Raw genomic sequence first — 22,323 nt, forward strand, 5'->3', positions numbered from 1 at the left:
TATTCCGGGCTACATCTGGCCAGCCGCTATGGCGAGCAAAGTGCGCGCTGCGGTCGACGCCGGCAGCGTGCCTTCGACCACTTGCCGCGTCAGTTGCGGCAACATTTCGCGCACCTGCGGATGATGTCGAAAAGCGTGCTTCAGACCAGCGTCGATGCGCTCCCACATCCAGGACAGCGACTGCTTTTCACGCCGCTTCACCAGCTTGCCATTGCCAGCCTGCAGTGCCTTGAACTGTGTGACCGAGTCCCAGAACGCGTCGACGCCGGTACCGGCGAGCGCACTCAACTGCATCACGCGCGGCAACCAGAAGCGTACGTCGGCGCCGTTGTACGCATCGTGCATCGCATGCACATGATCAGGATTGCCCTGATGGCCGAACAGGCGCAGCGCAGAAGTTATCTGCGCCTGCGCGCGCGTGGCGGCATCCTTGTCGAGATCGGCCTTGTTGATCACGACCAGGTCGGCCAGTTCCATCACACCCTTCTTGATCGCCTGCAGATCGTCACCGGCGTTCGGCAGTTGCATCAGCACGAACATGTCGGTCATGCCCGCCACCGCAGTTTCGCTCTGGCCGACGCCGACGGTTTCGACAATGACGATGTCATACCCCGCAGCCTCGCACACCAGCATCGCTTCGCGCGTCTTCTCTGCCACGCCACCCAGCGTGCCCGACGACGGGCTCGGCCGAATGTAGGCGCGCTCATGCACCGAGAGTCGTTCCATGCGTGTCTTGTCGCCGAGGATCGAGCCGCCCGACACGGAAGACGATGGGTCGATGGTGAGCACTGCGACCCGATGCCCCTTGTCGATCAACAAGAGGCCGAGCGTTTCAATGAAGGTCGACTTGCCGACACCCGGAACGCCCGAGATGCCCAGCCGAAACGACTGGCCCGTGTGTGGCAGCAAAGCGGTGAGCAACTCGTCCGCTTGCGCTCGATGGTCGGCTCGGGTCGATTCCAGCAGCGTGATCGCCTTGGCAATGGCGCGCCGCTGCGCGGGGCCTTCGGCACTCAACAAGGAATCGGACGTGACCGTGGTGCGCTCCCCCGGCATGTTCAGGCCGCAATCGAAGCGCGAATCTGCTCCAGCACATCCTTGGCACTCGCCGGGATCGGCGTCCCCGGGCCGTAGATGCCTTTCACGCCGGCCTCGTAAAGCATCTCGTAATCGCCGCGCGGAATCACGCCGCCGACGAACACGATGATGTCGTCGGCGCCCTGCTTCTTCAGCTCGGCGATGATCGCCGGCACCAGCGTCTTGTGGCCAGCGGCAAGGGTCGAGACGCCGACTGCATGCACGTCGTTCTCGATGGCCTGGCGCGCGCACTCCTCAGGCGTCTGGAACAACGGACCCATATCGACGTCGAAACCAAGGTCAGCGAAGGCCGTGGCGACAACCTTGGCGCCGCGGTCGTGGCCGTCTTGCCCGAGCTTGGAAATCATCACGCGTGGACGGCGGCCCTGCTCTTCAGCAAACAAGGCGATCTCGTTTTGGAGCGCTTCCCAGCCCTCGGCCGAGTCATAGGCTGCGGCATAAACGCCGGTGACCTTCTGCGTGTCGGCGCGATGCCGGCCATAGACTTTTTCCAGCGCGTCGCTGATCTCGCCGACCGTGGCGCGCAGGCGCACCGCATCGATGCTCAGCGCCAGCATGTTGCCCTCGCCGCTCTCGGCGGCGGCTGTCAGTGCATCGAGTGCCACCTGCACGGCGGCCGAGTCACGCGAAGCGCGAATCGCCTTCAGCTTGGCGATCTGGCCGTCGCGCACTTTCACGTTGTCGATCGACAAACTGTCGATCGCGTCTTCAGTCTTTAGCTTGTACTTGTTGACGCCGACGATCACGTCACGGCCGGAATCGATGCGCGCCTGCTTGTCGGCGGCGGCGGCTTCGATCTTGAGCTTGGCCCAGCCGCTGTCGACGGCCTTGATCATGCCGCCCATGGCTTCGACTTCTTCGATGATTTCCCAGGCCTTGTCGGCCATGTCCTGGGTCAGCTTTTCCATCATGTAGCTGCCGGCCCATGGGTCGACCACGCTGGTGATGTGGGTCTCTTCCTGAATGATGAGTTGCGTGTTGCGTGCGATGCGCGAGCTGAACTCGGTCGGCAGTGCAATCGCTTCATCGAGCGCATTGGTGTGCAGGCTTTGCGTGCCGCCGAACACCGCGGCCATTGCCTCGATGGTGGTGCGCACGACGTTGTTGTACGGGTCTTGTTCGGTGAGCGACCAGCCGCTGGTCTGGCAGTGCGTGCGCAGCATCAGGCTCTTGGCGTTCTTGGGCTCGAAGTCTTTCATGATGCGGCACCACAGCAAGCGCGCGGCGCGCATCTTGGCGACTTCCAGATAGAAGTTCATTCCGATGGCCCAGAAGAAACTCAGGCGCCCCGCGAACACGTCGACGTCGAGCCCCTTGGCCAAGGCCGTCTTGACGTACTCCTTGCCATCAGCCAGCGTGAAGGCCAGTTCCAACGCCTGGTTGGCACCGGCCTCCTGCATGTGATAACCGCTGATGCTGATCGAGTTGAACTTCGGCATCTTGTGCGCCGTGTACTCGATGATGTCGCCGATGATCCGCATGCTCGGCGCCGGCGGAAAGATGTAGGTGTTGCGCACCATGAACTCTTTCAGAATATCGTTCTGAATAGTCCCGCTCAACTGGTCTTGCGGCACGCCCTGCTCTTCGCCGGCCACGATGTAGCCGGCCAGCACCGGCAACACGGCGCCGTTCATCGTCATAGATACCGACACCTTGTCGAGCGGAATCTGGTCGAACAGGATCTTCATGTCTTCGACCGAGTCGATTGCTACGCCCGCCTTGCCGACATCGCCCGTCACCCGCGGGTGGTCGCTGTCGTAGCCGCGGTGTGTCGGCAGATCGAACGCGACGCTCACGCCCTGGCCGCCGGCAGCCAGCGCCTTGCGATAGAAGGCGTTGGACTCTTCTGCAGTCGAGAAGCCGGCGTACTGCCGGATGGTCCAGGGCCGCACTGCGTACATCGTGGCTTGCGGCCCGCGCAGGTAGGGCTCGAACCCCGGCATCGTGTCGGTGTACTTCAAGCCCTTGAGGTCGGCGGCAGTGTAGAGCGGCTTGACGCTGATGCCGTCCGGTGTCAGCCAGTTCAGCGCATTGACGTCGCCACCCGGCGCCGACTTTGCAGCCGCTTTGGTCCATGCCTCGAGGCTGACGGGTGGGAAGGTCGGTTCGGGTGTGCTCATGGGCGCCGCTTTTGCAAAGTTGTTCCCAGTGTCTCCGCTGAGTCCGGGCAGTTCAAGACGAGTCTACCCGATCCATAATTATTAATTCAGATGGCGTCATTGCAGTACAGTTCGCGCATGTCCGCTGTCACGCTTACTCCGCGAGCCCTCTACGAAGAGGTGGCCGAGCTGCTGCGCCAACGCATCTTCAATCAGGAGCTGGAACCGGGCGCATGGATCGACGAACTGAAGCTGGCGGAGGAGTACGGCATCAGCCGCACGCCACTGCGCGAAGCGTTGAAGGTGCTGGCCGCCGAGGGCCTGATCACGATGAAGGTGCGACGCGGCGCCTACGTGACCGAGGTGTCCGAGCGCGATCTGGTCGACGTTTATCACCTGCTCTCGCTGCTGGAAAGCGACGCCGCAGCGACCGTCGCGGTCACTGCCACAAAGTCACAGCGGGACGAACTCGAAGCACTGCACGCGCAGCTTCAGGCAGCGCTGAGCATGCCGCGCCCCAACTACGCGGCCTTTCTGGCGCTGAACATCGCCTTTCATACGCGCCTGCTGGAAATTGCCAACAACCGCTGGCGGGTGCAGATGGTGGCCGACCTGCGCAAGATCATGAAGCTCAAAGGCCACAGCTCGCTTTTCAAAGAGCCGCGCGCGCGCGAATCGCTCAGGGAGCACGACGCGCTGATGAAGGCGATCACGGCGCGCGACGGGCCGGCCGCCATGCAGCGAATGCAGGAGCATTTTGAGAGTGGATTGAAGGCTGCAACGGGTGCCCACGTTCCCTGAGGCCCCGAAGCTTCGCCCTACCCGCAGCTCGTGGTCGGCCTCATGTACGAGGCGGTGACACCCTACTTTTGCTTGCACAATACTTGCATCCATAAAGCAGCGGCGCCATTCGGTGACCGAAAACAAGGCAGTTCGAATGAGCAGTGTGGTCGTGACCGGCGCGGGCTCGGGCATCGGAGCAGCGACGTGTCGACGCCTGGCGGCACAGGGCATCGACCTCGTGATCCATACCGGCAGCCGGCGTGCAGCGGCTGACGCCGTGGCAGCGGAATGCAGTGCGGTGCGCACCACGGTGGTGGTCGGCGACATGGCGCTGCCATCGACCGTCGATGCGCTTCTCGATGCTGCGATGGCGCTTGGTGGGGCGCCTGGCGATGCTGGCGGACTGCGCGGCGTGGTCGCCAATGCCGGCTTCGCCGACAAGACCAGCCTCGCCGAACTCGACGACGACATCCTCGAACGATCGCTTCGGACCATGGTCGTTTCCGTCGCGCACCTTCTGCGCAAAAGCCTGCCGCTGCTCGCACTTTCTGGGCAAGGCCGCTTCGTGGCCGTCAGCTCCTTCGTGGCGCACCGCTTCACGCTGGGCGCATCGACGTTTCCAGCCACCGCCGCAGCCAAGGCCGGCGTCGAGGCACTGGTCAAAGCAGCGGCGGCCGAGAACGCTGCACGCGGTGTCACGGTCAACGCGGTAGCGCCAGGCTACGTCCGCAAAGACCGCGCCAACGCCGGTGCGCTGACCGACGAGCAATGGAAGCAAGCGCTGTTGCGCGTGCCCGCCGGCCGGCTCGCCACGCCCGATGACATCGCAGCACCCATCGCCTTTTTGCTGAGCCGTGAGGCGGCCTTTATCACCGGCCAGATCCTTCACGTCGATGGCGGCATGACCCTGTGACTGGCCGCACCGTCGTTCCATTTCAACGCTTCTCTTCCTTCCTGTCTTCTCTCCTCATCTACGGAAAAAAACCATGACAAACCGTCGTCAGTTCATCACCAGCGTCGCCGCAGCCAGCGCCGCGACCGCCCTCCCGCACGCCGCCTTCGCCCAGACCGATGCGACCGAAAGCGCATGGGCCCGCATCAACCGCACCAAGGTACTGCGCATGGGCGCAGTGGCCGGCGCGGCGCCCTACTATCACAAGGACCTGGCATCGGGCGAGTGGCAAGGCTTCATGATCGACTTCGGCAAGAGCCTCGCCGGGAGCCTCAACGCCAAACTCGACATCAACGAAACCAGCTGGGGCAACTCGGTGCTCGATCTCCAGTCGAACAAGATCGACGTGTTCTTCGGCCTGAACCCGACGCCGGCGCGCGCGTTGGTCGTCGACTTTTCCGACCCGTTGTTCAACAACGCTTTTGTCCTCGTGGCACGCAAGGGGTTCGACCCGAAGACGTGGGAGGAGCTCAACAAGCCCGACGTCAAGATCGCCGTCGATATCGGCTCGTCGCACGACCAGGTCGTCACCAAGACCTGCCCCAACGCGCAGATCATCCGCCTCGAAAAAGCCGCCGATGCCACGCTCGCGCTGCAGACCGGCCGCGCCGATTGCCAGGTCCTCGCCGTGGTGCTGGCACTCACCGTGGTCAGCAAGAACCCGACCGTCGGGCACATCGTGCTGCCGACGCCGACGCAGGCCACGACAACCAACCTGGGCTTCCGCAAGGAAAGCGACCGTCAGTGGGTCGAGTACGTCAACAAGTGGATCGCGCAGACGCGTTCCAGCGGCAAGGTGAAGGAAGTGGTGCTGACCAACATGCAGACCCTGTCAGGCGTGAAGCCGGACCAGGTTCCATCGACGATCAGCTTCTGATCCGAATTCAGCACCCGACAAGAAGAGCGAACGAGAGCCGCCGTGTATCACTGGGACTTCGAATTTCTGTGGGGCTTTCGCAAGCTCCTTCTCATGGGTCTCGGCTACACCGTCGCCTACACGGTCATCTGCACTGTGATCGGGCTGGCGATCGGGCTGGCGGTCGCGATGGGTCGGTTGTCGCAACCCGTTTGGCTGCGCGCGCCGCTGCGGGCTTATGTCGAAGTATTCCGCTGCACACCGGTGCTGGTGCAACTGGTGTGGTTCTATTACGCGCTGCCGGTGCTCACAGGCATCCAGATCTCGGCGGCGCTGGCGGCCATATTGGCGCTCTCTTTGTACGGCAGCTCGTTCTACTCCGAGATCATCCGCGGCGGCATCATCTCTATTGATCCGGGGCAAACAGAAGCAGCACGTGCGCTGGGCATGCGGCGCTTTCAGATGATGCGCCGGGTGGTCCTGCCGCAAGCGTTCAGGCGCATGGTGCCGCCACTGTTGAATCAGTCGATCCTGCAACTCAAGAACACGTCCCTGCTGTCGGTGCTGGCATTGCCGGACCTGCTCTATCAGGGCCAAAGCATCGCTCACGAAACCTATCGGCCGCTGGAGACCTACACCGTGGTCGCACTCGCCTACTTCCTCGTGCTGCTGCCGGCCACGATTCTGGTCAAGCGTGCTGAAACCCGCCTCTCCGGTCCGGCGCACGCATGACAACGTTGCCAACATCTGCGCCCATGATCGAGGTCACGCGCCTGGGCAAACGCTTCGGCGACAACCGCGTGTTGCGCGACGTGTCGCTCTCGGTCGCAAAGGGTGAAGTCATTGCACTGATCGGACCTTCGGGCTCGGGCAAGTCGACCTTGCTGCGCTGCCTCAACCTGCTGACGGTGCCCGACCAAGGCACCGTTCGAGTGGGCGAGCAATCGCTGACCTTCACCGGCGCCGCGACCCGGCTGCCGAAAGACGCGGTGCTCTCCGGCTTCCGCGCACGAACCGGAATGGTGTTCCAGCACTTCAACCTCTTCCCTCACATGACGGTGCTTGGCAACGTCATGGAGGGGCCGCTCACCGTCATGAAGCAGCCGAAGGCGCAAGCCGCCGAGAAGGCACGTGCGCTGCTCGCCAAGGTGGGGTTGCTGGACAAGGCCGACGCCTGGCCCGATCAACTCTCAGGCGGCCAGAAGCAGCGCGTCGCGATTGCACGTGCACTGGCGATGGAGCCGCAGGTAATGCTGTTCGACGAGGTTACTTCGGCCCTGGACCCGGAGCTGGTCGGCGAGGTGTTGCGCGTGATTCAGGCGCTGGCCGAAGAAGGCATGACGATGTTGCTGGTCACACATGAGATGTCGTTCGCGCGCGAAGTGGCTAACCAGGTGGCGTTCATGCGCGACGGCGTCATCGTGGAATGCGGACCGGCGCGGCAGGTCATCGATGCGCCGACGGAAGTCGCTACGCGCGCCTTCCTGGCACGCTTTCACGAAGGCAGGCCGGCCAGCGCCTAGGCCGAAAGCGCGGCGGCCGGCTTGCCCGCAGACGCGTCGAGCCCGGGTCCGGACGCAGGCTTGGCAATCGATACAGCGGCTGCACTGCGCGCGTCCGCATCAGCCTGCGAATGCGCCAGCGCCATGACCTCGTGCGGCGTCGTGCCCTTCAGCTTGTGGTCACTCCACACCTGGCGCCAATGTCGCGCACCGGGCAACCCGTTGCGCAAGCCGAGCATGTGTCGCGCGATGTTCGACCAAGGCGTGCCGTGCGCGGCCGCTTCGCGAACCATGTAGTCGCACATCTGCCGCTCCACATCTTCGCGAGTGAGTTCGACACCGCCATTTCGCGACGTGTCCCCGAAGAACTCCGCGTCCCATCCAGCCAGCCACCAGGGGTTGTGATACGCCTCGCGGCCGATCATCACGCCGTCGAGCAGGCGCAACTGCGTGTGCACTTCGGCGTTGTCGTGGATGCCGCCATTGATCGAAAAACGAAGCGCCGGAAAATCGTGCTTCAGCCGATGAACCAGCGCGTAGCGCAGCGGCGGCACTTCACGGTTTTGCTTCGGGCTCAGGCCCTTGAGCCACGCGTTGCGCGCATGCACGATGAAGGTCTCGCAGCCTGCTTCGCTCACCGTGCCGACGAAGTCACGCACGAACTCGTAGCTCTCCGACTTGTCGATGCCGATGCGGTGCTTGACCGTGATCGGCACATCGACCACGTTGACCATCGCCTTCACGCAATCGGCCACCAGTTGCGGCTCGGCCATGAGACAGGCACCGAACGCCCCGCGCTGCACGCGCTCGCTCGGGCAACCGCAGTTCAGGTTGATTTCGTCGTAGCCCCACTCTTCTCCCAGTTGCGCGCAGTGGGCCAAGTCAGCCGGCTCGCTGCCGCCCAATTGCAGCGCAAGCGGATGTTCTTCTGCATTGAAGCGCAAGTGTCGCGGAACGTCGCCGTGCACCAGCGCGCCGGTCGTGACCATCTCGGTGTAAAGGAGCGCCTGGCGGGTGAGCAGCCGATGAAAGTAGCGGCAATGCGTGTCTGACCAATCCATCATGGGCGCAACGCTGACGCGGTCCGGCGCAGGGCGAAGACTCGGATCGAAGGAAGAAGCGGACATGGGACTTGGACGTTGCGCCGGCAGCGCCGGCAGCGCCGGCAAAGCCTCGGATTGTCTCTCAGGGGTTGCCAAGCTGCCCGTAAGACCCGGCAATTGCAACGTTACTTAGCGGCCCTGGACGAGGGCCGCTTGAAACTTCCGCATGCTCGTATTTCCCGGATGCCGCGCAATATCAGGCACGCGGACCTTCCTTGCCGAACATTCTTCGAATTGCAGCGACGCCCGCGACCAAAGCGTTGGCATAGGTAGATTGGGGATCGGTCGCAGATTCAAGCGGAAGGTAGGGCAACGCGTCTTCCATCGCGTAATCCGTGCCTTCCATCAATACCCAATAGAACTCGCCTTCTTCGAGTTCGTGAACGGTCAGTGCGATATTTCGCAGTGTTGACATGGGTTTAGGCGGGGCCGGTAAATGTTACGAATGGGACCGATTGATCCTATTCAACGGCCCCGACAGCGCCTAAGCACAATTTCACGGTTCTATATGAATGTGACAAATCGTAAGATTTTTGGCGTGAATTTGCCAAGTATTTGTATGCGAACTGGCTGAAATCGCCGCATTGCGTCAGCTTCCGGTTTTTTCCCTACAGCTGACGTCCTAGCCGCCTTCTAAGCTGTTGCATCGCCCTTCCAGGGCCTACAAATCCGGAGACAACGATGAACCAATTTCATATCGAGCCGACCATGCTGGCCACATTCGGCGGCGCGTTTTATCCGACCGGTTATTCGATGGTGATGTTTCCGGATGCAAAAGATGCGGCCCGCGTCGGGCAGCAACTGATCGACGCTGGCTTCGACGCACAAGACGTGATGCTGGTGCCACCCGCCATCGTCTTGTCGCAGATCACACCGACCGTGAGCGGCGCCGACGACCCCTTGCCGTCAGCTGGCACAGAGGGCGCAACCGTGCGCGCCCTGACCGAGCTGGCTCAAAAGGGGCACGCAGGTCTGTTGGTCAAGACCCACGATGAAGACACCGCCGATCGAATGATGAAAGCGGTGCGCGAAGTGCCGTATTCGATGGCCCAGCGCTATCGCGCGCTGGTCATTGAAGACCTTTGAGCGACGCTCTCCGAGCCAACTGAGCTGAGCCTCGCAAGGCGCTCAACTCGCCATGTGACTGGTCTTGGCGTTGACGATCTCTTCAGGCTCGTTCGCCTCGACCCAGGTCTCGCCATTGAGCCCGGCCTGCAGCCGATCCATGTCGAGTTCGTTGGTCCACTTGGCCACCACGATCGTCGCCACGCCATTGCCCACCAGATTGGTCAGCGCTCGGGCTTCGGACATGAAGCGGTCGATGCCGAGGATCAATGCCAGTGCACCAACCGGCACATGACCCACGGCCGACAGTGTGGCAGCCAGCACGATGAAGCCGCTGCCAGTCACGCCAGCCGCGCCCTTGGAGGTCAGCAGCAGCACCAGCAACAACGTGATCTGCTGCATGATCGTCATCGGCGTGTTGGTGGCTTGCGCCAAAAACACCGCCGCCATCGTCAGGTAGATCGAGGTGCCATCGAGGTTGAACGAATAACCGGTGGGAATCACCAGCCCGACCACCGACTTCTTGGCACCGAGGTTTTCCATCTTCTCCATCATGCGTGGCAATGCCGCTTCGCTCGATGAGGTGCCGAGCACGATCAGCAGTTCTTCACGGATGTACTTGACGAACTTCCAGATCGAAAAGCCGTGGTATTTCGCAATGCTGCCCAGCACCACGAAGACGAAGATCAGACAGGTCAAATAGAAGGTTGCCATGAGCTGCCCCAACTGCACCAACGAGCCGACACCGTACTTGCCGATGGTGAACGCCATTGCGCCAAAAGCGCCAATGGGTGCGACCTTCATGATGTAGCCCACGATGACGAACAGCACATGCGAGAACTTCTCGATCAGGTCGAACACCAGGGTGCCCCGGCCACCGAACTTGTGCAGTGCGAAGCCGAACAAAACTGCGATCAGCAACACCTGCAGGATTTCTCCCTTGGCAAAGGCATCGACGAACTGAGTCGGGATCACGTTGAGCAAAAAGTCGGTGGTCGAAGTCATCTTGCCCGGCCCGGTGAAGGCCGCGATGCCCTTGGTATCGAGCGCTGCAACGTCGATGTTCATCCCCGTGCCCGGATGCACCAGATTGATGATGACCAATCCGACGATCAGCGCGATGGTGCTGACCACTTCGAAGTACAGCAGCGCCAGGCCACCGGTTTTACCGACCTTCTTCATGTCTTCCATGCCGGCGATGCCGACCACCACGGTGCAGAAGATGATCGGCGCGATGATCATCTTGATCAGCTTGATGAAGCCGTCGCCCAGCGGTTTCATGGCCTCGCCGGTCTGCGGGTAGAAGTGCCCGAGGATCACGCCGATGACGATGGCGGTGATGACCTGAAAGTAGAGCGACCTGTAGAACGGCGGCTTCACCGCGGGCGCGGCGGTGGATGGTGCGGTAGACATGGCGTCTCCTTCGTATTTCTTGCTGTTGGACTTATGAATTCAGAACTTGGCTGCCGGTGCGGCTTTCGCAGCTTTTGCGCCGGTGGCGACTTTAGCGCGATCACTCGACGGCGTCCGCTTCGGTCCGCCGTGCGGCGAGCCATGAAAAAACCCGCCAGAGCGGGTTTTCGTCGAGGCGCGTTGCGAGCAAAGCTTCAATGCATGTGAAGTCCGCCGTTCACCGAGAAGTCGGCGCCGGTCGAATAGCCGCCTTCGTCCGTGGCCAGCCATGAAATGATCGAGGCAATTTCGCTCGGTTTTCCCAGGCGCTTGACCGGGATGGTGGCAATGATCTTGTCGAGCACTTCCTGGCGAATGGCGTTGACCATGTCGGTGCCGATGTAACCCGGGCTCACGGTGTTGACCGTCACGCCCTTGTTGGCCATTTCTTGCGCCAGCGCCATCGTGAAGCCGTGCATGCCGGCCTTGGCTGCCGAGTAGTTGGTCTGACCAGCCTGGCCCTTGGCGCCGTTGACCGAGCTGATGTTGACGATGCGGCCCCAGCCCTTCTCGACCATGTCGCCGACCACCTGCTTGGTCACGTTGAACATGCTGTTGAGGTTGGTCTCGATCACCGCGCTCCAGTCTTCCGGCGTCATCTTGATGAACATCCGGTCGCGCGTGATGCCGGCGTTGTTCACCAGCACGTCGATGGCGCCATGGTCGGCCTTGGCCTTGGCAAAGGCGTCGACGGTGGAAGCCCAGTCGCCGACGTTGCCGACTGACGCGAAGAATTCATAGCCTTCGGCCTTTTGTTCGGTCAGCCACTTTGCGTGGTCGCGCGTCGGGCCGCAGCCGGCGATGACGGTAAAGCCGTCCTTGTGAAGACGCTGGCAGATGGCGGTTCCGATGCCACCCATGCCTCCGGTGACGTATGCGACTTTTTTGCTCATGTTATTTCCTGGAATTCGGTACAGCCGGAACTGGCAAGGTGACTTTAGCGAAATTTGCCCTTGCGTCTTCTGAGGAAAACACTGACATGCGCGTGCAACCAGCTGTCACAAGCCGTATCTATACTCGTTCGATGTCATCGATTGAGCTTGCCGGCGTTGCCAAATCCTGGGGCCAGACCACCGCCCTCCACGCCATCAACCTCCAGATCGAAAAAGGCACCTTCTGCGTCTTGCTCGGCCCCTCGGGCTGCGGCAAGTCGACGACATTGCGCATCATCGCCGGGCTCGAAGTGGCAACTGCCGGCCAGGTGCGCATCGACGGTCGCGACGTGACCGACGCGCCGCCGGCGCAGCGCGGCGTCGCGATGGTGTTTCAAAACTACGCGCTCTTTCCACACCTGACTGTCGCCGACAACATCACCTTCGGGCTCTCGGTTCGCAAGACGCCTGTTGCAGAAATGGCAACGCGGCTGAAAGAAACGGCGACGCTGCTCGGCCTGACGGCTTTGCTCGATCGCCGCCCCGGCCAACTGTCGGGCGGTCAGCAACAACGCGTCGCACTCGGCCGTGCGCTCGTCGCGCAGGCGAGCGTCTGCCTGATGGACGAACCTCTCTCCAACCTCGATGCACAGCTGCGGCAGGAAATGCGGCTCGAACTGCGCGACCTGCAGCAAAAGCTCGGACTCACCGTCGTCTACGTCACGCACGACCAGACCGAGGCGATGAGCATGGCCGACCAAGTGGTGCTGCTGAACCTGGGCCGCGTCGAGCAGGCCGGCGCACCGCGCGAGCTTTACGCACAACCCGCCACGACCTTTGCGGCCCGGTTTATCGGCACGCCGCCGATGAATCTCGTGGCCATCGAGGCCGGCCGCATCGCGGGAAGCGACGTCGCCATCGGACTGACCGCAACAACGCTCGGCGTGCGCCCAGAGTCGATCTCGCTGGCGCCGCACATCGACAACCCCGAGAGCCTTGGCGTGCCGGCGCGCGTCGCCAGCGTCGAGTACCTGGGTGCCGATCTGGTCTTGCGCTGCACGGTCGGCACTCAAACGCTGCTGGTGCGCGCCGACGGCCGCCTCCGGGCGCAGCCCGGAGACACCGTGCGGCTGCACTGGTCGCCGCGCGACAGCCACGGCTTCGACGTCGCCGGTCAACGAATTCACTGACCTGCTTACTGACCCGCTTACTGACCTGCTTTCTTCCGTAGTTTTTTCGAGGACCACTCCCATGAGACGAGATACCTTTCTGCGCGCCACCACCCTCCAGCTCGCTGCGGCCATCGCCGTGCTGGCAGGTGCGACGACGCCGCTGCACGCGCAAGCACCGGTCGAAGTTCAGTTCTATTACCCGGTCGCCGTCGGCGGCCCGATCGCCAAGACCATCGACGGCTTTGCCGCGGGCTTCATGAAAGACAACCCCGGCATCAAGGTGACGCCGATCTACGCCGGCACCTACCAGGAGACCATCGTGAAAGCGCTCACAGCGCACAAGTCGGGCACGCCGCCGGTGACGTCGGTGCTGCTGTCGACCGACATGTTCACCCTGATCGACGAAGACGCCATCGTGCCGTTCGATACTTTCGCCAAGACGGCTGATGACAAGGCGTGGATGGGCAGTTTCTACAAGGCCTTCATGCTCAACAGCCAGAGCGGCGGCAAGACCTGGGGCATTCCGTTCCAGCGCTCGACCGTCGTCATGTACTGGAACAAGGAACTCTTCAAAGAGGCAGGCCTTGACCCGGAAAAAGGCCCGACCAATTGGGCCGAGCTGAAAGAAGCCGCCACCAAGCTCACGAAGAAAGACGCCAGCGGCAAGACCACGCAGTACGGCGTCCAGATTCCGTCGAGCGGGTTTCCCTATTGGCTGTTCCAGACGCTGACGACACCCAACGACGCGATCCTGGCGAACGAGGCCGGCACGCAGGTCAAGTTCGACGATCCGAAGATCGTCGAGGCGCTGCAGTACTGGGTCGACCTGGGCAAGGCCGGCATCCATCCGCCTGGCGTGGTCGAGTGGGGCACCACGCCCAAGGACTTCTTCGAGAAGAAGGCCGCGATCATTTACACGACCACCGGCAACCTGACCAATATCAAGGCCAACGCCAAGTTCGATTTCGGCGTCGGCATGATCCCCGGCAACAAGCGCAAGGGCTCGCCCACCGGCGGCGGCAACTTCTACATCTTCAAGAAGTCGACCCCGGCGCAGCAAGAGGCTGCGTTCAAGTTCGTTCAGTGGGTGACGCAGCCGGAGCGTGCCGCGCAATGGAGCATCGAGACCGGTTACGCCGGCACCTCTCAAGCGGCCTACGACACGCCCGCACTGAAGAAGTACGGCACCGATTTCCCGGTTGCGCTCGTGGCGCGCGACCAGTTGCCGGTGTCGGTGGCCGAGTTTTCGACGCACGACAACCAGCGCGTGACCAAAGCGCTGAACGACGGCCTGCAGTCCGCGCTCACCGGCACCAAGACGCCGGCGCAAGCCATGAAGGACGCGCAGACAGAAGCCGATCGCATCCTGCGCGCCTACAAGTGAACCGACGATCGGTCGATGCGTGGTTGATGCTGCTGCCGGCACTCGTGCTGCTGGTGGCCTTCACGCATTGGCCGGCGGTATCGACACTCGTCGACAGCTTTTTCTCGACGCCGAAAGGCAGCCGCGCGGCCGTGTGGGTCGGCCCTGAAAACTACCAGGCGATGGCAGCCGATCCGGTGTTCTGGAAGGCGGTGCGCAACAACCTTTGGTTTGCCGGCGCGACGATTCCGTGCTCGATCGGCCTCGCGTTGCTGATGGCGTTATGGGTCAACGAGCGCATTCGCGGCCGCGCATTCCTGCGCATGGCGTACTTCACGCCGACCGTGCTGCCGATGATCGCGGTCGCCAACATCTGGCTCTTCTTCTACACGCCGCAATACGGCTTGTTAGAGCAGATCACCGGTGCGCTCGGCCTGCCTTCGCAAAACTGGCTCGGCAGTCCGAGCACGGCTCTCGGGGCGGTAACGGTGGTCGCGATCTGGAAGGAGTCCGGCTTCTTCATGATCTTCTATTTGGCCGCGTTGCAGACGCTCAACCCCAGCCTGCGCGAGGCTGCGGCTATCGAAGGCACATCGCGCTGGTACTTCTTCAGGCGGGTGCAGTGGCCGCTGCTGATGCCGACCACGCTGTTCGTGCTGGTCAACGCTTTCATCAACGCCTTTCGCATGGTCGACCATCTTTTCGTGCTGACGCGTGGCGGGCCCGACAACGCGTCGACGCTGTTGCTCTATTACCTGTACGAGGTGGGCTTCAGCTACTGGGACACGGCATATGCATCGGCGATCACCGTGGTGCTGGTGGTCGTGCTGGTGAGCATTGCGCTGTTCCAGTTCTTCGTGCTCGACAAGCGGGTGCACTACAAATGACCGCGCGTGCGCCCTCCCAACAACTGGCCTACAACGCCCCCGGCTGGCTCGACACCATCGCTGCGTGGCTGCTGGCTCTGTTATGGATCTTGCCGCTGGTCTACGCGGTGTGGACCGCCTTTCACGCGCCCGAGTTTTCAACGCGCTTCAGCCTCACTGCGCCGCTCACGCTCGATAACTTTCGCCGCGCCTGGGCGGCCGCGCCGTTCGCGCGCTACTTCCTCAACACCACGCTGCTGGTCGCGATGATCCTGGTCGCGCAGCTGGTACTCGGCACGCTCGCCGCCTACTCGTTCGCGCGCTATGAGTTCAAGGGCCGCAACATCGCCTTCGCACTGGTGCTCGTGCAACTGATGGTGATGCCCGACATCCTGGTGGTCGAAAACTACAAGACGATGGCGCGGCTCGGCCTGGTCGACACGCTGCTCGCGATCGGCCTGCCCTACTTCGCATCGGCCTTCGCGATCTTCCTGCTGCGCCAGACCTTCATGGGCATTCCGAAGGAGCTAGACGATGCAGCGCGCGTCGAAGGAGCCAGTGCCATGCAGATGTTGTGGCGCGTCTATGTGCCGCTCGCCAAGCCGGTGTATACCGCCTTCGCGCTGGTCTCCGTCAGCTTCCACTGGAACAATTTTCTCTGGCCGCTGATCGTTACCAACAGCGTCAACGCACGGCCGCTCACCGTCGGGCTGCAGGTTTTTTCTTCGGTGGACCAGGGGGTCGACTGGTCGATCATCACGGCCGCCACGCTGATGACGTCGGCGCCGCTTCTGGTGGCGTTCCTGTTGTTCCAGCGGCAATTCGTGCAGAGCTTCATGCGGGCGGGGATCAAATGAAACTGGTGACGTGGAACACGCAATGGTGCCGCGGTCTCGACGATGTGGTCGACGTTGCGCGCATCGTCGACGGCGCGCGCGCCATGGCCGACTTCGACGTGCTGTGCCTACAGGAAATCGCGCAGGGCTTCGACACCCTGCCGGGCCAGCCAGGCGACCAGCCGGCACAACTGCAGGCGCTGTTACCAGGTTTTCGAATCTTCTTCTGCGCTGCGGTCGACGAGTTCACTGCCGATGGCAAACGCCAGCGCTTCGGCAACCTGATCGCCACGCGATTGCCGGTCGCACAGGTGCAGCACCACGCGCTGCCCTGGCCCGCCGATGCCGATGTGCGCAGCATGCCGCGCATGTGCAGCGTGATGACCGTGCGTGACGCCGCGCTCGGGCCGGTGCGCGTGATGACGACGCACCTCGAGTACTACTCCAAGGTGCAGCGCATGGCGCAGGCGCGTGCGCTGCGGCAATTGCACATCGATGGCTGCGCGCAAGCCGCAGCGCCGCCGCTGAAAGATGACAGTGGCTCGCCGTTTCAAACCAAGACGCACACGCCGCACGCGATCCTCTGCGGTGATTTCAATCTGGCGGCAAGTGAGCCGGAGTACCCGGTGATGCAGGCGCCGTTTCAGGTCGACGGCGATGCCGCGGCGCATGCGTTGCACGATGCGTGGCCGCTGGTGCATGGCGCGGCGTTGCACGCGCCGACCTTCCGGCTGTTCGACCGGACCTATGGCCCCGAACCGGTTGCCTGCGACTTCGTCTTCGTCAGCGAAGGCTTGGCGTCGCGTGTGCGCCGCATCGAAGTCGATTCCGTCACGCGCGCGTCGGACCACCAGCCGGTCGTCTTCGAACTGGATTGAGAGTCTGCGCGCAGTTTCGACGCGCCGGTTCGTTTGCGCTTCGCTCTGTCGCCTGTATCAGCGGTCGGGATGTTTCTTCTTGAAGCGCCGCTCTGCGCCGACCAGATGACTGATCAAGAGGTGCGAGATCAGGTTGACGCCGATGCCGCCGAACATCAACGGAAAAAGATAGAGCGCGAACGACACTTCGGAGTCGAAGACAGCGTCGTCGACCAGCGATGGCGTGCCGCGAACCGCCGTTTGCATGTGCTGCAAAAAGTAGACATCGAACCCGGCGATCGCGACCAGCGCGAGGCCCAGCGCCAGCACCGTGTAGCGCGAGACGCTCGGCTTCGCGAAGAGCACGGCGTAGATCGTCACCGGCAGGATCACCGACACGGCGACCATTGCCCAGAAGCTCAACTCCGCGAAGACAGAGTCGATCATGCTGAAGCTTTGCGCATCGAGGTGAGCCGCAACCGGGTCCGCACTTCGAAGCCCGGCGTCTCGTACAACTTGATGGCGGAGACGTTTTCTTCGAATGCGTTCAGCGCTCGATGGTCAACGCCACGCCCATGCCGCCGCCGATGCACAGCGAAGCAATGCCCTTCTTCGCGTTCTGGCGCTGCATCTCGTGCAGCAACGTGACGAGGATGCGGCAGCCCGAAGCGCCGATCGGATGGCCGATGGCAATCGCGCCGCCGTTCACGTTGACCTTGTTGACGTCCCAGCCCATCTCGCGATTCACGGCGCAGGCTTGTGCAGCGAAGGCTTCGTTGATTTCGAGCACGTCGAGGTCTTGCGGCTTCCATCCGGCGCGTTGCAGCGCCTTGGTCGACGCGGCCACCGGTCCCATGCCCATGATCGCCGGGTCGAGACCCACGGTCGCGAAGCTGGCGATGCGGCCCAACGGCTTCAGGCCGAGTTGTGCCGCCTTCTTGGCGGTCATGACCATCACGGCGGCGGCGCCGTCGTTCAGGCCCGACGCATTGCCCGCCGTCACACCCCCCGCCTTATCGAAGGCGGGGCGCAAAGCGGCCAGACCTTCGGCGCTGCTCTTGCGGTTGATGAATTCGTCCTTGTCGAAGACGAGCGGGTCGCCCTTCTTCTGCGGAATGTTGACGGCGACGATTTCGTCCTTGAACTTGCCGGCGTCCTGCGCGGCCGCAGCCTTGGTCTGGCTGCCCAGCGCCAGCTCGTCTTGCGACGCACGGCTGATATCGAACTTCTTGGCCACGTTCTCGGCCGTGATGCCCATGTGGTACTGGTTGTACACATCCCAGAGGCCGTCGACGATCATGGTGTCGACCAGCTTCCAGTCGCCCATGCGCTGGCCATTGCGCGAGTTGGGCAGCACGTGCGGCGCCATGCTCATGTTCTCTTGACCCCCGGCGATGACGATCTCGCTGTCGCCCGTTGCCACCGCTTGTGCCGCCAGCATCACGGCCTTCAGGCCGGAGCCGCACACGGCGTTGATGGTGAGCGCCGGGACCGACTTGTCGATGCCGCTCTTCAGCAGCGCCTGACGCGCCGGGTTCTGGCCGGCGCCTGCTGCCAGAACCTGGCCCATGATGACTTCACCGATCTGGTCGGGTGTGAGCTTGGCACGTGCCAGAACTTCTCGGATGACGATCGAGCCGAGCTCGGTGGCTGCGATGCCGGCGAGCGAGCCGCCGAACTTGCCGACGGCTGTGCGTGAGGCCGAAACGATGACGATGTCTTCCATGCTTTCTCTCCGATGGTGTAGTTGAAATGACTGTATTGCAAACAAGCTTCAGGCGGCGACCGGCGTCGTGGCTTTGGCCTTGACGTAGCGCCCTGGTGCCGGCTCGCTCGCCTTGTAGGCGCTGCCCTTGCCGTACGCCTTGGGCGCCGCGATCTGCTTGCCCGCGTGTCCCTTGAGCCATTGGGCCCAGTCGGTCCACCAGCTGCCGGGATGCTCCTGCGCGCCGGTCAGCCAATCGGCCTGCGACGCTGGCAGCTTGCCGTCTTCGCGAATCCAGTGGCTGCGCTTTTTCTTGGCCGGCGGATTGATCACGCCGGCAATGTGGCCCGACGCGCCCATAACGAAGCGCTTCTTGCCCTTCAGCAATTGGGTCGATGCATAGGCACCGCCGATCGGCACGATGTGGTCTTCACGCGAGCCGTAGATGTACACCGGCGCATCGATGGCGCCGAGGTCGATCTTCTCGCCGCACACCGTCAGCGCGCCCGGCACCTTGAGCTTGTTCTCGTGGTACGTGTTGCGCAGATACCAGACATAGAACGGCCCAGGCAAATTGGTCGCATCGCAATTCCAGTACAAAAGGTCGAACGGCGGCGGCGTTTCACCCTTCAGGTAGTTGCCGACGACGTAGTTCCAGACCAGGTCGTTCGGCCGCAAGAAGCTGAAGGTCGATGCCAGTTCGCCGCCGTCCAGCAAGCCGCCGGAGCCCATCTGCATTTCGCGAAACTTGACCATCGCCTCGTCGATGAAGATGTCGAGGATGCCGGTGTCGGTGAAGTCGAGCAGCGTGGTCAATAGCGTGACGGAAGCGGCCGGCTTTTCACCGCGTGCCGCCAGCACCGCCAGCGCCGTGCTGAGGATGGTGCCGCCGACGCAGAAGCCGAGCGTGTTGATTTGCTTGCTGCCCCCGATCTCCTGCACCAGATGGATCGCGTTGATGGCAGCGTCTTCGATGTACTGGTCCCACGTGGTGTCTCGCAGCGATTCGTCCGGATTGCGCCAGCTGATGACGAACACGCGATGGCCCTGCTCCACCGCATACCGGATGAGCGAGTTCTCGGGTTGCAGGTCGAGGATGTAGAACTTGTTGATGCAAGGCGGCACCAGCAGGAAGGGACGCTCGTAGACCTTGGCTGTCAACGGCTTGTATTCGAGCAACTGAAAGAGTTCGTTCTCGAACACCACCGCACCCTCGGTCGTCGCCACGTTGCGACCCACTTCGAAGGCCGTCTCGTCGGTCATGCTCAGATGACCCCGCTTCACATCGTCCAGCAGGTTCTTGAGGCCCTTGGCGATGCTCTCGCCCTGCGTGTCGATCGCACGCTTTTGCGCCTCGGCATTGAAGGCGAGTGAGTTGCTGGGCGACGACGCCGCCATCCATTGCTCGACCGCAAAGCGAAGGCGCGACTTGGTCTTGGCGTCGGCTTCGACCGCTTCGACCATGTTGAGCAAGGTGCGGCCGTTGAGCAGGTAGACCGCAGCCGTGAAAGACGAGACCGGGTTGCTGCCCCAGGCCTCGCCGGCAAAGCGACGATCGCTGCTGGCCGTGGTGGATGTCATGCCGGCCTTCCACAGTTCACCGGCCTCCGCCAGATACTGTTCTTGCAAGCTTTGCAGCTTGTCGGGGGCGAACGAAAGCTTGGGGAGATCGAAAGATGGCGTGGCACCGTTGGCACCGATCGACTGCAGAGACGTCAGTGCCTTGTCCCAGCCCTGCGTCAGCGCCTGGTGAAAGGGTGCGAAAGCATCGACCCCGTTGGCTTGTTTTTTCATGTGGTGTCTCCTGCTGCCTCGCCTGAATCGGGTGGCTTTTGAGTATGCTGCATTCGACCAGCGCTCACAACGCCGTGTTTTCGCCTAGCCCTTGTTTTCTACTCCGACAACGACAACGCCCACTCATGCACCTGGTTGTAATTGCCTGGCTCTACGTCACGATGATGATGGCCGTGGCGGAGGCCACCAACACCACCGGCACCGTGCTGGGTGCCAGCGTGACGTTCGTGCTGTACGGGCTACTTCCGGTTGGACTCATCATGTATTTCATGCTGACGCCCGCAAGGCGGCGGCGCGCCCGAGAACGAGAAATCGCAGCGCAGGAAAAGGCTCGCGAGGCGCACCAGTCGAGCAATCCGACTGGCCCCGATGGTCATCCGACCAGCGCTCCGGCAGATGACAACCTTCCGTCAGACCTTCCAGATCAGCGCGGCGAAGCGGCCGCTGCCAGCCTCCCGCCGGTACGAGAAAAACTGTGACGAGTTGCTAACGGTGCACCAGGCATCGCTGCCGTCGTTGCCGTAGACGGCTTCCACGCCCATCGCCCGCAGCCGCTGCCGGGCCAGCGCCGGCAAATCGGCGAGCCACTTGCCGGGCACCGCGCCAGGCTCGAAGCACGACGCGGCTCCGGCGGAATGCGCTTCGAATGCGGCCTTGACCTCCGAGCCGACTTCGAAGACCTTGGGGCCGATGCAGGGGCCGAGCCAGGCGATTATTTTTGAAGCGCCGCGCTCGTGCGCATCGCCTTGCGTCCCAGCGCCCGTTGGCCTCACGTCCTTCGTGAACGTGCCGAGGGTGCGTTCCAGCACGCCCGCAGCCAGTCCGCGCCATCCGGCATGCGCCGCTGCCACGCGCTCCCCGGCTTCGTCGGTGAACAGCACCGGCATGCAGTCGGCGACCATGATGGTGCAGGCGATACCCGTCCCGGTGGTAGTGCAAGCGTCCGCTGCGATGGCACCTGACCCATCGGATGTGTCTGCGTCGAGCGCAGCGACATCGGTGCCGTGCACTTGCCGCAGGAACACGGGACGAACACCGATGACCGACCGCAGCCGCGACCGGTTCTCGATAACAGCCTCCGGCGCATCGCCGACGTGCTCGCCCAGGTTCAGGCTGGCGCAAGGGCCGGTCGAGACGCCACCGGCGCGCGTGGTGCAAAGCGCCCGGACGTTGGCCGGCGCCGGCCAGTCGGGCACCAGCGGCACCAGCGGCATGAGCGGCACCAACGACTTTGACGACTGCACCGCCATCAATTCTCCGCGTCCGGACACCGTGACGGATGCGCGCGCTGGAAGGCGTCGAGCTGCATGCAGGCCTCGTAAGCCGCCGTGGTGCGCGGCAGGCCGCTCAGATCGCAATCGAAACGCTGCGCGTTGAAGATCTGCGGCACCAGGCAACAGTCGGCCAACGTCGGCGTGTGGCCCCAGCAATACAGGGCGGCCGGCCGCTGCGCCAGCTGGCGCTCGAAAGCCTCCAGGCCGAGCCGGGTCCAGTGCCGGTACCACGCGTTCTTGGCCGCGTCGTCCAGCTTGAGGTCGCGCACCAGGTACTTCAGCACCCTCAGGTTGTTGATCGGGTGGATCTCGCAGGCGATGGTTTCCGCCAGTGCCCGCACATGCGCCCGGCCGGCGGGGTCGCGCGGCATCAGCGGCGGTTCTGGATGCACCTCGTCGAGGTACTCGATGATGGCCATCGATTGCGAAAAGCGCTCGCCTTGTTCTTCGCCCGCGGCAGGTTCGTCCTCGAAAAGAGGCACCAGCATGTCGGCCGAAATCTGCGGATAAGCACCTGCCAGATGCTCACCCCTGGCGATGTGCACGGGGAGGTACTCGTAGTCGAGCCCCTTCAGGTTGAGCGCGATGCGCACCCGGTAAGAGGCGGACGAGCGGAAGTAGTTGTACAGCTTCATCATGCGCCGAGCATAGCTTCGCAACGCCGGCGCGCGCAG

General features: G+C 62.9%; 23 protein-coding genes. 12 read left to right on the forward strand and 11 right to left on the reverse strand.

Annotated elements, in window-relative coordinates:
* Positions 1 to 9: 9 nt before the first annotated feature.
* Both meaB and scpA read right to left on the reverse strand, forming a co-directional pair.
* Complete coding sequence (gene meaB / locus QN397_RS12780; protein WP_323496406.1) at positions 10 to 1,056, reverse strand: methylmalonyl Co-A mutase-associated GTPase MeaB; 1,047 nt, start codon at positions 1,054 to 1,056, stop codon at positions 10 to 12.
* A 2-nt stretch (positions 1,057 to 1,058) separates the two neighbouring features.
* Positions 1,059 to 3,218: a methylmalonyl-CoA mutase gene (gene scpA / locus QN397_RS12785; protein WP_323496405.1), complete on the reverse strand. Its 2,160-nt coding sequence runs from the start codon at positions 3,216 to 3,218 to the stop codon at positions 1,059 to 1,061.
* Positions 3,219 to 3,335: 117 nt separating this feature from the next.
* Here scpA and QN397_RS12790 point away from each other — a divergent pair, with 117 nt between their 5' ends.
* From QN397_RS12790 to QN397_RS12810, 5 genes are all read left to right on the forward strand, one after another.
* The gene (locus QN397_RS12790) at positions 3,336 to 3,998 is read left to right on the forward strand and encodes a GntR family transcriptional regulator (protein WP_323496404.1); all 663 of its coding nucleotides are present in this window, start codon (positions 3,336 to 3,338) and stop codon (positions 3,996 to 3,998) included.
* Between the two features lie 136 nt (positions 3,999 to 4,134).
* Complete coding sequence (locus QN397_RS12795; protein WP_323501026.1) at positions 4,135 to 4,893, forward strand: SDR family NAD(P)-dependent oxidoreductase; 759 nt, start codon at positions 4,135 to 4,137, stop codon at positions 4,891 to 4,893.
* A gap of 73 nt (positions 4,894 to 4,966) precedes the next feature.
* The gene (locus QN397_RS12800; RefSeq protein ID WP_323496402.1) at positions 4,967 to 5,809 is read left to right on the forward strand and encodes a transporter substrate-binding domain-containing protein; all 843 of its coding nucleotides are present in this window, start codon (positions 4,967 to 4,969) and stop codon (positions 5,807 to 5,809) included.
* A gap of 42 nt (positions 5,810 to 5,851) precedes the next feature.
* Positions 5,852 to 6,520: an amino acid ABC transporter permease gene (locus tag QN397_RS12805; RefSeq protein WP_323496401.1), complete on the forward strand. Its 669-nt coding sequence runs from the start codon at positions 5,852 to 5,854 to the stop codon at positions 6,518 to 6,520.
* 23 nt (positions 6,521 to 6,543) lie between these two features.
* Positions 6,544 to 7,311: an amino acid ABC transporter ATP-binding protein gene (locus QN397_RS12810; protein WP_323496400.1), complete on the forward strand. Its 768-nt coding sequence runs from the start codon at positions 6,544 to 6,546 to the stop codon at positions 7,309 to 7,311.
* On the opposite strand, the gene dusA is transcribed toward QN397_RS12810, so the two are convergent.
* Together dusA and QN397_RS12820 are read right to left on the reverse strand one after the other, a co-directional pair.
* The gene (dusA, locus tag QN397_RS12815) at positions 7,308 to 8,417 is read right to left on the reverse strand and encodes a tRNA dihydrouridine(20/20a) synthase DusA (RefSeq protein ID WP_323496399.1); all 1,110 of its coding nucleotides are present in this window, start codon (positions 8,415 to 8,417) and stop codon (positions 7,308 to 7,310) included. The genes QN397_RS12810 and dusA overlap by 4 nt on opposite strands.
* Before the next feature lie 172 nt (positions 8,418 to 8,589).
* Positions 8,590 to 8,808, reverse strand: coding sequence for a hypothetical protein (locus QN397_RS12820; protein WP_187052506.1), 219 nt, complete (start codon positions 8,806 to 8,808; stop codon positions 8,590 to 8,592).
* Positions 8,809 to 9,074: 266 nt separating this feature from the next.
* On the opposite strand from QN397_RS12820, the gene QN397_RS12825 reads away from it, so the two are divergent.
* Positions 9,075 to 9,479: a hypothetical protein gene (locus QN397_RS12825; protein ID WP_323496397.1), complete on the forward strand. Its 405-nt coding sequence runs from the start codon at positions 9,075 to 9,077 to the stop codon at positions 9,477 to 9,479.
* A 42-nt stretch (positions 9,480 to 9,521) separates the two neighbouring features.
* On the opposite strand, the gene QN397_RS12830 is transcribed toward QN397_RS12825, so the two are convergent.
* Positions 9,522 to 10,871, reverse strand: a complete 1,350-nt coding sequence (locus tag QN397_RS12830; RefSeq protein ID WP_323496396.1) for a dicarboxylate/amino acid:cation symporter — start codon at positions 10,869 to 10,871, stop codon at positions 9,522 to 9,524.
* A 194-nt stretch (positions 10,872 to 11,065) separates the two neighbouring features.
* On the reverse strand, positions 11,066 to 11,803 hold the full coding sequence (gene phbB, locus QN397_RS12835; protein ID WP_323496395.1) for an acetoacetyl-CoA reductase: 738 nt from the start codon (positions 11,801 to 11,803) through the stop codon (positions 11,066 to 11,068).
* Positions 11,804 to 11,934: 131 nt separating this feature from the next.
* Here phbB and QN397_RS12840 point away from each other — a divergent pair, with 131 nt between their 5' ends.
* From QN397_RS12840 to QN397_RS12860, 5 genes are all read left to right on the forward strand, one after another.
* The gene (locus tag QN397_RS12840; RefSeq protein ID WP_323501027.1) at positions 11,935 to 12,972 is read left to right on the forward strand and encodes an ABC transporter ATP-binding protein; all 1,038 of its coding nucleotides are present in this window, start codon (positions 11,935 to 11,937) and stop codon (positions 12,970 to 12,972) included.
* A gap of 61 nt (positions 12,973 to 13,033) precedes the next feature.
* The gene (locus tag QN397_RS12845) at positions 13,034 to 14,338 is read left to right on the forward strand and encodes an ABC transporter substrate-binding protein (protein ID WP_323501028.1); all 1,305 of its coding nucleotides are present in this window, start codon (positions 13,034 to 13,036) and stop codon (positions 14,336 to 14,338) included.
* A 26-nt stretch (positions 14,339 to 14,364) separates the two neighbouring features.
* A complete protein-coding gene (locus QN397_RS12850; RefSeq protein ID WP_323496507.1) occupies positions 14,365 to 15,204 on the forward strand; it encodes a sugar ABC transporter permease in 840 nt (279 codons plus the stop codon).
* Positions 15,201 to 16,040, forward strand: a complete 840-nt coding sequence (locus tag QN397_RS12855) for a carbohydrate ABC transporter permease (RefSeq protein WP_323496392.1) — start codon at positions 15,201 to 15,203, stop codon at positions 16,038 to 16,040. Before QN397_RS12850 ends, QN397_RS12855 begins: the two co-directional genes overlap by 4 nt.
* Positions 16,037 to 16,897, forward strand: coding sequence for an endonuclease/exonuclease/phosphatase family protein (locus tag QN397_RS12860; RefSeq protein WP_323501029.1), 861 nt, complete (start codon positions 16,037 to 16,039; stop codon positions 16,895 to 16,897). The genes QN397_RS12855 and QN397_RS12860 overlap by 4 nt, the downstream gene beginning before the upstream one ends.
* 57 nt (positions 16,898 to 16,954) lie before the next feature.
* On the opposite strand, the gene QN397_RS12865 is transcribed toward QN397_RS12860, so the two are convergent.
* The 3 genes from QN397_RS12865 to phaC form a co-directional block, all read right to left on the reverse strand.
* Positions 16,955 to 17,323, reverse strand: coding sequence for a hypothetical protein (locus tag QN397_RS12865; RefSeq protein ID WP_323496390.1), 369 nt, complete (start codon positions 17,321 to 17,323; stop codon positions 16,955 to 16,957).
* Between the two features lie 100 nt (positions 17,324 to 17,423).
* Positions 17,424 to 18,602: an acetyl-CoA C-acetyltransferase gene (locus QN397_RS12870; protein WP_323496389.1), complete on the reverse strand. Its 1,179-nt coding sequence runs from the start codon at positions 18,600 to 18,602 to the stop codon at positions 17,424 to 17,426.
* 48 nt (positions 18,603 to 18,650) lie between these two features.
* Positions 18,651 to 20,375, reverse strand: coding sequence for a class I poly(R)-hydroxyalkanoic acid synthase (gene phaC / locus QN397_RS12875; protein WP_323496388.1), 1,725 nt, complete (start codon positions 20,373 to 20,375; stop codon positions 18,651 to 18,653).
* Between the two features lie 125 nt (positions 20,376 to 20,500).
* On the opposite strand from phaC, the gene QN397_RS12880 reads away from it, so the two are divergent.
* On the forward strand, positions 20,501 to 20,854 hold the full coding sequence (locus QN397_RS12880) for a hypothetical protein (RefSeq protein ID WP_323496387.1): 354 nt from the start codon (positions 20,501 to 20,503) through the stop codon (positions 20,852 to 20,854).
* Here the strand turns inward: QN397_RS12880 and pgeF are convergent.
* Positions 20,786 to 21,625: a peptidoglycan editing factor PgeF gene (gene pgeF, locus QN397_RS12885; RefSeq protein WP_323501030.1), complete on the reverse strand. Its 840-nt coding sequence runs from the start codon at positions 21,623 to 21,625 to the stop codon at positions 20,786 to 20,788. The two genes, QN397_RS12880 and pgeF, sit on opposite strands and share 69 nt — an antisense overlap.
* Entirely contained in the window at positions 21,625 to 22,284 is a 660-nt protein-coding gene (gene maiA / locus QN397_RS12890; protein WP_323496505.1) for a maleylacetoacetate isomerase, read from the reverse strand. Before maiA ends, pgeF begins: the two co-directional genes overlap by 1 nt.
* Between the last annotated feature and the right edge of the window lie 39 nt (positions 22,285 to 22,323).

It is taken from the genome of Variovorax sp. RTB1, assembly GCF_035018765.1.
Classification (GTDB): Bacteria; Pseudomonadota; Gammaproteobacteria; order Burkholderiales; family Burkholderiaceae_C; genus Variovorax.

What these genes read in the sequence shown, in the direction of transcription:
- QN397_RS12790 (WP_323496404.1), top strand. Translation starts at nt 3,336, where the DNA reads ATGTCCGCTGTCACGCTTACTCCGCGAGCCCTCTACGAAGAGGTGGCC.
- phbB (WP_323496395.1), bottom strand. Translation starts at nt 11,803, where the DNA reads ATGAGCAAAAAAGTCGCATACGTCACCGGAGGCATGGGTGGCATCGGA.
- QN397_RS12810 (WP_323496400.1), top strand. Translation starts at nt 6,544, where the DNA reads ATGATCGAGGTCACGCGCCTGGGCAAACGCTTCGGCGACAACCGCGTG.
- phaC (WP_323496388.1), bottom strand. Translation starts at nt 20,375, where the DNA reads ATGAAAAAACAAGCCAACGGGGTCGATGCTTTCGCACCCTTTCACCAG.
- scpA (WP_323496405.1), bottom strand. Translation starts at nt 3,218, where the DNA reads ATGAGCACACCCGAACCGACCTTCCCACCCGTCAGCCTCGAGGCATGG.
- QN397_RS12855 (WP_323496392.1), top strand. Translation starts at nt 15,201, where the DNA reads ATGACCGCGCGTGCGCCCTCCCAACAACTGGCCTACAACGCCCCCGGC.
- QN397_RS12880 (WP_323496387.1), top strand. Translation starts at nt 20,501, where the DNA reads ATGCACCTGGTTGTAATTGCCTGGCTCTACGTCACGATGATGATGGCC.
- QN397_RS12840 (WP_323501027.1), top strand. Translation starts at nt 11,935, where the DNA reads ATGTCATCGATTGAGCTTGCCGGCGTTGCCAAATCCTGGGGCCAGACC.
- dusA (WP_323496399.1), bottom strand. Translation starts at nt 8,417, where the DNA reads ATGTCCGCTTCTTCCTTCGATCCGAGTCTTCGCCCTGCGCCGGACCGC.
- QN397_RS12870 (WP_323496389.1), bottom strand. Translation starts at nt 18,602, where the DNA reads ATGGAAGACATCGTCATCGTTTCGGCCTCACGCACAGCCGTCGGCAAG.
- QN397_RS12800 (WP_323496402.1), top strand. Translation starts at nt 4,967, where the DNA reads ATGACAAACCGTCGTCAGTTCATCACCAGCGTCGCCGCAGCCAGCGCC.
- QN397_RS12820 (WP_187052506.1), bottom strand. Translation starts at nt 8,808, where the DNA reads ATGTCAACACTGCGAAATATCGCACTGACCGTTCACGAACTCGAAGAA.
- QN397_RS12795 (WP_323501026.1), top strand. Translation starts at nt 4,135, where the DNA reads ATGAGCAGTGTGGTCGTGACCGGCGCGGGCTCGGGCATCGGAGCAGCG.
- pgeF (WP_323501030.1), bottom strand. Translation starts at nt 21,625, where the DNA reads ATGGCGGTGCAGTCGTCAAAGTCGTTGGTGCCGCTCATGCCGCTGGTG.
- QN397_RS12845 (WP_323501028.1), top strand. Translation starts at nt 13,034, where the DNA reads ATGAGACGAGATACCTTTCTGCGCGCCACCACCCTCCAGCTCGCTGCG.
- QN397_RS12825 (WP_323496397.1), top strand. Translation starts at nt 9,075, where the DNA reads ATGAACCAATTTCATATCGAGCCGACCATGCTGGCCACATTCGGCGGC.
- QN397_RS12850 (WP_323496507.1), top strand. Translation starts at nt 14,365, where the DNA reads ATGCTGCTGCCGGCACTCGTGCTGCTGGTGGCCTTCACGCATTGGCCG.
- QN397_RS12860 (WP_323501029.1), top strand. Translation starts at nt 16,037, where the DNA reads ATGAAACTGGTGACGTGGAACACGCAATGGTGCCGCGGTCTCGACGAT.
- maiA (WP_323496505.1), bottom strand. Translation starts at nt 22,284, where the DNA reads ATGAAGCTGTACAACTACTTCCGCTCGTCCGCCTCTTACCGGGTGCGC.
- meaB (WP_323496406.1), bottom strand. Translation starts at nt 1,056, where the DNA reads ATGCCGGGGGAGCGCACCACGGTCACGTCCGATTCCTTGTTGAGTGCC.
- QN397_RS12830 (WP_323496396.1), bottom strand. Translation starts at nt 10,871, where the DNA reads ATGTCTACCGCACCATCCACCGCCGCGCCCGCGGTGAAGCCGCCGTTC.
- QN397_RS12865 (WP_323496390.1), bottom strand. Translation starts at nt 17,323, where the DNA reads ATGATCGACTCTGTCTTCGCGGAGTTGAGCTTCTGGGCAATGGTCGCC.